Genomic DNA, 7,245 nt, shown 5'->3' with positions numbered 1-7,245 from the left:
CTGTTCGGTCACCGCAGCAACGGCTCCAACGGCGGCGGCGGCTTGTTCGGTCACCGCAGCAACGGCTCCAACGGCGGCGGCGGCCTGTTCGGTCACCACAACAACGGCTCCAACGGCGGCGGGCTGTTCGACGGCTTCAAGTCGCACGGCTCCAACGGCGGCGGCGGCCTGTTCGGCGGCGGCCTGTTCGGTCACCACAACAACGGCTCCAACGGCGGCGGCTACGGCTCCTACGGCTCCTACTGAGCCGATCCCCGCCGACCGATCGGGCCCGCGGCGGCTGACGCCGCGGCCCGTGCCGATCGATGATCCGCCGGCCGGTCCCGCACCCGCGGGGCCGGCCGGTCGTTTCGTTACCCGCGCCCGAACCGGCGCGGCCCCCCCGGTCCCGCGGCGGTTTCTCCGGGGCGTCGCTCGCCATCGGCCGCAGCTCGCCCCACGCTGGTGCCGTGCCCGACCTGCCAAACCCCGCCGCCGAGCCCCCCGCGGAGTCCGCCCCCGCACCGTCCGCCCCCCGCCCCCGCTGGTGGACGCGGTGCCTCTGGGCGGCGGCCCATCTGGCGCTGGCATGGCACGTGATCAGCCTGGCGATCGGCCCGGCGGGGATGATGCCGCCCAATTCCCTGGTGCAGCGGGAGATTTACGGGCTCGCGAGCCCGTACCTCCGCATGCTGTACCTCGAACACGGCTATCACTACTTCGCCCCGGAGCCGGGGCCGAGCACGCTGCTCAAATACGAGGGGACCCGCCCCGACGGCAGCCGCGTCGCCGGGGTGATCCCCGACCGCGACGGGCACTTCCCCCGTCTGCTGTATCACCGGCACTTCATGCTGACCGAACGCCTCGCCGGCCCGGCGGGGATGAGCCCGGAGTATCAGGCGGCGCTGGCCCGGGGATTAGGCATGGAAACCGGGGCGGAGGAATTGAGCCTCACGGTCGTCACGCACCGCCTGCCGGAAATCCGCGAGGTGCGGGCCGGCTTCGGCCTGGACGACCCTGCGACCTACTCCGAGCGCCCGTTAGGCCGCTTCGACGCCCGCCCGCTCCCGCCGACGGACCCCTCAAGGGGGGAGGAGCCGTGAGGCATTATCTTCACGCCGTCGCCGCCTTCGTCTTGAACCTGCCCCGGCGGCTGGCGACGGACGCCGTCGATCTGGCCGCGTGGTATCACCGGTTCTGGTTCGCCCCCTCGGCGCCGCAGACGGTGGGCGTGGTCCGCATCTTGGCGGGCGGGATGGCGCTGTACAGCACGGCGGTCTGGGGGCTGGAACTGGACGCCTTCTTCACCGACGGCGGCTTCCAGCCCGAATCGATGGTGAACGTGGAGGGAACCTTTTCGTTCTGGTTCTTCGTGCCGGACGCCTGGGTCTGGCCGGTGCACCTGCTCTGCCTGTTCGCCCTGGCGCTTTATACGATCGGACTGGGCACGGTCGTGACGAAGTGGCTGGCGTTTCTGATCGTCGCCTCCTACGCCCAGCGGGTCCCGATGGCGACCTTCGGGCTGGACCAGATCGAGACCTTCCTGACGCTCTATCTGGCGATCGCCCCCTGCGGGGCGGCGTTCTCGGTCGATTCCCTGCTGCGGCGGCGCCGCGGGGCCGGGTCCCGCCGGGACGAACTCTCGCCCCGCACCACCGCGGCGACGCGGCTGATTCAGGTGCACCTCTGCGTGCTGTACACCTTCGCCGGGCTGGCCAAATTGAAGGGCGAGGCCTGGTGGGACGGCACGGCGATCTGGAAGGCGGCGGCGAACCTCGAATATCAAACCGGCGACCTCACCTGGCTGGCGGCCGCCGAGCCGCTGGGGCACCTCATCACTCACGCCACCGTGGTGTGGGAACTGACGTTCTGGGCGCTGGTCTGGCGGCCCCGGCTGCGGCCCTACGTGCTGGCGATCGGTACGGGAATGCACCTGGGCATCGGGGCGTTTTTGGGGATGTGGACGTTCGGATTAATTATGACCTTCGCCTACGTCGCCTTCGTCCCGCCGGAGACGTTTCGCCCCCGCTCCCGGCCCTGACCCGGCCCGACGCGTCGCTTGCGGGTTCGCGGGCGGCGGAGACTCTGCAGCCCCCGCGAACCCGCAAGCGATCGTCGGCCCGCCGGCGTAAGGATCGCGTCCTTCCACTGATTGATTTCGATGCGCGTCGCCCTGCTTACGGTACTGTCTTCGCTGGCCCTGATCGGCTGCGGGGGGAACGAGACGAACGCCCCCGCCACGCCGGCGGCGCTGGTGGAACGCGCCCGCGTGCTGCGGGAGCGGGACGACCACGCCGGGGCGGACGAAGCCCTCACGGAGGCCCTCGCCGCGATCCCGGAGGCCGACGCCGGGGCGACGGTGGACGACCGGGCCCTGCGGGCCGAGGCGCTGCTGGAACGCGGCATCACCCGGGAGCAGATGGACCGTCTGGCGGACGCCGAGGCGGACTACACCGCGGCGCTGGCGCTGGACGACACGCTCTCCCGGGCGTGGAACAACCGGGCCGCGGTGCGGGCCAGCGCGGGGCGACTTGAGGAGGCGTTGCAGGACTGGGACGCCGCCCTCGCCGCCGACCCGGCCGACGAACTGGCGCTGGCGAACCGGGCGCTGGGCCGGCAGGAGGCGGGCGACTTCGCCGGCGCCCTGGAGGACGCCGCCGCGTGGGAGCGGCTGTCCGCGGGGACGTTCGGGCCGGCGTACCGCAAGGGCACGATCCTGCTGGCGCAGGGGGAGAACGCCGCCGCGGTCGAGGCGCTGACGGAGGCGACCCGTCGGGCCGCCGCCGCGCCGACGGACGACCCGGCCTCCTTCGCCGTCGCTTGGCGGGAGCTGGCGACGGCGCTGCGGCGGGTCGGCAAGCCGCGGGAATCCGCCGCCGCCTGGGCGGAGGCCGTCGCCCGCGACCCCCGCATGGCCTCCAGCGCCGAGGCGATCGCCGCCCAATTCGTCTCCGCCGCCGTGGACGCCCTGGGGGAACGCGGCTTCGCCCCCGCCGGCCAGCCGGCCCCGGAAGGCTTCGACCTGCTGGTGACCCGCGAAGACGGCGACGCGGTCCCGGCGCTGCTGGCCGAGCCGGCCGCGGACGGAGCGTTCGTGCTGTCGCTTGAGCAACTCGACCGACTGGAGGCCGCCCCGGGCGCCTGGATCGCCGTGCCGCAGGAGGACACCTCCGAGGGCGCCCGCGTCACGCTGCACCGGGCCGGCGAGGCCCTGCGGCGCGGCCCGCGGCCCGTGCGGTTCCTCATCCCCCCGGACGGCCCGCCGGCGCTGGAGCCGACGGCCGCCCCGGCTCCGGCCCCGCTGCCGTCGCCGGGCGAGGACTGACGGCCGGACCGGGGGGCGCCCCGGGGGCGACGCGGCGGTTTCCCCGCCGTCCGGCTGGGGGGAGGGACGCCTACGATCCCGGCCCCGACGTTCCCCCGCCGCTCGCCAGACCGCCCCCGATGGCCGTGAACCCCAAGCCCGGTTCCACCCCCGCCCGTCCGCCGATGACGGACCGCACCTTCGCGGAGGACACGGTTCCCTCCGCCCCCGGCGGCGAGACGCACCAGACCGCCGGCAAAGATCATGAGACGCTGACCACCGCCCAGGGCGTCGCGGTGGCGGACGATCAGAACTCGCTGAAGGTCGGCCCCCGCGGGCCGGTGGCGCTGGAGGACTTCCAACTCCGCGAGAAGATCTTCCACTTCGACCACGAACGCATCCCGGAACGCGTGGTCCACGCCCGCGGCTACGGCGCCCGCGGGTATTTCGAGAACTACGAACCGCTGACGGACCTTACCGCCGCCGACCCTTTCAGCGAAAAGGGCCTGAAGACGCCGGTGTTCGTGCGGTTCTCCACGGTCGCGGGCAATAAAGGCTCCGCCGACGTCGCCCGGGACGTGCGGGGCTTCGCGGTGAAGTTTTATACCCGGGCCGGCAACTGGGACCTGGTGGGGAACAACATCCCCGTGTTCTTCATCCAGGACGCGGTGAAGTTCCCGGACCTCATTCACGCCGCCAAGCCGGAGCCGGACCGGGCTTATCCGCAGGCTCAAACCGCCCACGACAACTTCTGGGACTTTATGTCCCTGATGCCGGAGGCGACACACATGGCCCTGTGGATCATGTCCGACCGCACGATCCCGCGGTCGTTCCGGTTCATGGAGGGCTTCGGCGTGCACACTTTCCGCCTGGTGAACGCGAAGGGGGAATCGACGCTGGTCAAATTCCATTGGAAGCCGAAGCAGGGTCTGCAATCGGTGGTGTGGAACGAGGCGGTGAAGATCAACGGGGCCGACCCGGACTTCCACCGCCGCGACCTCTGGGCCGCCATCGAGCAGGGCGACTACCCGGAGTGGGAACTCGGCCTGCAAACCTTCACCGACGCCGACGCCGACCGCTGGATCGAGGAGTACGGCTTCGACGTGCTGGACGCGACGAAGATTGTGCCGGAGGAACTCGTGCCCGTGCGGCGGGTGGGCAAGCTGGTGCTCAACGAGCGGGTCGAGAATTTCTTCGCGGAGACGGAGCAGGTCGCCTTCTGCACGCAGAACGTCGTGCCCGGCATCGACTTCACCAACGACCCGCTGCTCCAGGGCCGGAACTTCAGCTACCTCGACACCCAGACCAAGCGTCTCGGCGGGCCGAACTTCACCCATATCCCGGTGAACGCCCCGAAATGTCCGTTCCATAACTTCCAGCAGGACGGGCACATGGCGATGCACAACCCCGTCGGCCGGGTGAATTACGAACCGAACAGCTGGGGCCCCGGCCACAACCCGAAGGAGAACCCGGAGGCGGGCTATCAATCCGTCCCGGTCAAGGAGAGCGGCGCCAAGGCCCGCGTCCGCAGCGAAACGTTCGCCGACCACTACAGCCAGGCCCGTCAGTTCTATATCAGCCAGACGCCCGAGGAGCAGACGCACATCGCCGACGCCTTCACCTTCGAACTCAGCAAGGTGGAGACGCCGGCGATCCGCAAGCGAATGGTCTCGCACCTGCTGAACGTCGACGAGGGCCTCGCAAAGACCGTGGCGAAGCAGTTGCGGTTGGAGGAGATGCCCGCCCCCGCCGACGCCGCCCGGCCGACGCGGCAGGACCTCAAACCCTCCGACGCGCTGAGCATCCTCAAGAACGGCCCGAACTCCTTTCAGGGCCGGAAGGTCGGGGCGCTGGTGACCGACGGCGTGGACGCCGACCTGCTCGCCGCATTGATGAAAGCCTGCAAAACCGAGGGGACGATGCTGGACCTGATCGCCCCGCAGGTCGGCGGCGTGACGGACAGCGCCGGCACACATCACGACGCCGACGAGAAGATCGACGGCGGCCCCTCAGTGCTCTACGACGCCGTGGCCCTGCTGCCTTCGATGGACGGGGCGGTGGACCTGAAAAAGATGCCGCCGGCCCGGGACTTCGTGGCGGACGCCTTCGCCCACAAAAAGTTCATCGCCTACGCGAAAGCCGCCATGCCGCTGCTGGGCAAGGCCGGCGTCGTGCCGGACGATATCGACGACGGCTGCATCGAATTGAAAACGGCCGCCGACGCCGGGGCGTTTCTCAAAAAGTGCCGCGCCCTGCGGTTCTGGGACCGCGCGGCGTGATTCGCGTCGGTTGGTCGGCGCGAATGGATCGGGAGTCGCCGATCGGACAGTTGCACATTCGAACGAATCGCCGGCAGAATCGAGGCCACTCCCTTTTCCCCGGACCGAGAGACCGTCAAATGATCCGTCGCCGTCGTCCCAACCACCTCCAATACCTGCTGACGCTCGTCGCGGCCCTGTTCGTGGGCCTCGCCCCGCTCGCGGGGTGCGATTCGAGCGTCGAGGAGGGCATCGTCGAGCAGAGCGAAGAGCCCTCGGACCTTCCCGAAGATTACTGATCGCGGCGGTCGGTCGCCGGTCCTCATAAAAACGCCCCGATTCCGGCGGGAATCGGGGCGTTTCCGTTGCTGCGGGCGGAGCGGGGAGAGCGCTCCGGGTCGACCTCCGCCCGGCTTCGGCCGGCGGACGGGCCGCCTCAGAAGTCGTCGGTGACTTCGCCGCCGGCCCGCGTGCCCAACGCGCCCCAGGTGCCGTAGGGGCTCCTCCCGTTCGTGACCATGGCGGCGTTCAGGTTGCCGGTGTCGATGGTCTCGGAGATGAACCGGACCGACCCGTCGACCAACGTCACCTGGACGCCTCCGGAGTGGCGGCTGGTTGCGGCGAAGATGCCGCCGGGCGAACCGTCGAAGACCGGGTTCTTGCAGCTCGGTCCGTTCGGCGGCGTAATTGTGTTGAAACCGGTGTGACACGCTGCGCCGGCGGCCCAGCGGCTCCCACGCACCCACTCGCCGTTCCGCTCGTGCATCATCGTGACGCTGGGGGCGTACTGCGACGGGTCGGTGGGATCGACGATGCTGTTCATGCAGTTGTCCCCGGGGTTGTCGTACATGGCGGCGCCGACGTCCCAGGCGACGTTGCCCAGAAGGTTCCGCGTTTTGTCGCCACGTACGAATTCGCCCACCAGCAGCGTGTTCGTGGTGCCGTCGCGGACGTCCCGGACGCCGAGGTTCTCTCCACGGATCGCCATCCCGCGGGTCATCCCGGTGTAGTCCGGTCCGGTTTGCTCGCCGCTTTGCGCCGGGGCGGATTGGTTGAACTCCGGCCAGTTCCCGCCGTTGGTGGTGTTCCCCTCGCCGTTATCGCCCCAGTTCATCCCGTAGTTCGAGTCCGCGAGGTCCACGACCTTGGTGCCGTCGGAGGGGCACAGCAGGAACGCGATCTGCGTGACCCACGGGTCGTACGAACGGGTCCACGGCGACGGCCCCATGGGAGGGTAGCTCCTCCCGTTTTTGTTGTAGGGCTTGGAGATGACGTTCCAGAGGGCGGTTTGGTCGAGGAAGGGCGTCAGTCCCACGAAGGCGCTGATGCCGTTGCGGTTGCTGTTCGCGGACGTTTTTCCCTGGTGGCCGTTCAGCCCGAAGCCGGTGCCCCCGCAGGCCGCCGGGAACACCCCGTAGGTGGAGTGGTAGTTGTGCATCGCCAGCCCGATCTGCTTCAGATTGTTCTGACACTGACTGCGGCGGGCCGCCTCTCGCGCCTGCTGCACCGCGGGGAGCAGAAGACTGACGAGGATCGCGATGATCGCGATCACCACCAGTAGTTCGATGAGCGTGAATCCGGCGCGAGACGCGTCGGCCCGACGGCGTGCGAGAGTCATGGACGACTCCGTGGGATTGGAGAGATGGGGAAAGGCCCGATTGGGCCCGGTCAGATCGACCGTTTCCGATGATAATGGGGGCCGGC

Annotated in this window: 6 protein-coding genes and 1 pseudogene; 6 read left to right on the top strand and 1 reads right to left on the bottom strand. The window is 69.8% G+C overall.

Annotated elements, in window-relative coordinates; genetic code table 11:
* The 6 genes and pseudogenes from ACG2DA_RS10515 to ACG2DA_RS10490 all read left to right on the top strand — a co-directional run.
* Nucleotides 1-246 (top strand): annotated as a pseudogene (locus ACG2DA_RS10515) (hypothetical protein); the annotation flags it as partial.
* 203 nt (nt 247-449) lie between these two features.
* Entirely contained in the window at nt 450-1,082 is a 633-nt protein-coding gene (locus ACG2DA_RS10510) for a hypothetical protein (protein ID WP_395255566.1), read from the top strand.
* Entirely contained in the window at nt 1,079-2,020 is a 942-nt protein-coding gene (locus tag ACG2DA_RS10505; protein WP_395255565.1) for an HTTM domain-containing protein, read from the top strand. The genes ACG2DA_RS10510 and ACG2DA_RS10505 overlap by 4 nt, the downstream gene beginning before the upstream one ends.
* Before the next feature lie 120 nt (nt 2,021-2,140).
* Nucleotides 2,141-3,304, top strand: a complete 1,164-nt coding sequence (locus ACG2DA_RS10500; protein ID WP_395255564.1) for a tetratricopeptide repeat protein — start codon at nt 2,141-2,143, stop codon at nt 3,302-3,304.
* Nucleotides 3,305-3,468: 164 nt separating this feature from the next.
* Nucleotides 3,469-5,562: a catalase gene (locus tag ACG2DA_RS10495; protein WP_395255568.1), complete on the top strand. Its 2,094-nt coding sequence runs from the start codon at nt 3,469-3,471 to the stop codon at nt 5,560-5,562.
* Nucleotides 5,563-5,681: 119 nt separating this feature from the next.
* Entirely contained in the window at nt 5,682-5,840 is a 159-nt protein-coding gene (locus ACG2DA_RS10490) for a hypothetical protein (protein ID WP_395255563.1), read from the top strand.
* Between the two features lie 137 nt (nt 5,841-5,977).
* Here ACG2DA_RS10490 and ACG2DA_RS10485 read toward each other — a convergent pair whose 3' ends face one another.
* Nucleotides 5,978-7,159: a DUF1559 domain-containing protein gene (locus ACG2DA_RS10485; RefSeq protein ID WP_395255562.1), complete on the bottom strand. Its 1,182-nt coding sequence runs from the start codon at nt 7,157-7,159 to the stop codon at nt 5,978-5,980.
* Nucleotides 7,160-7,245 lie beyond the last annotated feature (86 nt).

Source organism: Alienimonas sp. DA493 (assembly GCF_043951915.1).
Lineage (GTDB): Bacteria > Planctomycetota > Planctomycetia > Planctomycetales > Planctomycetaceae > Alienimonas.
Note: the sequence above shows the minus strand (reverse complement) of the source record. Positions and strands in the feature narration are given on the sequence as shown.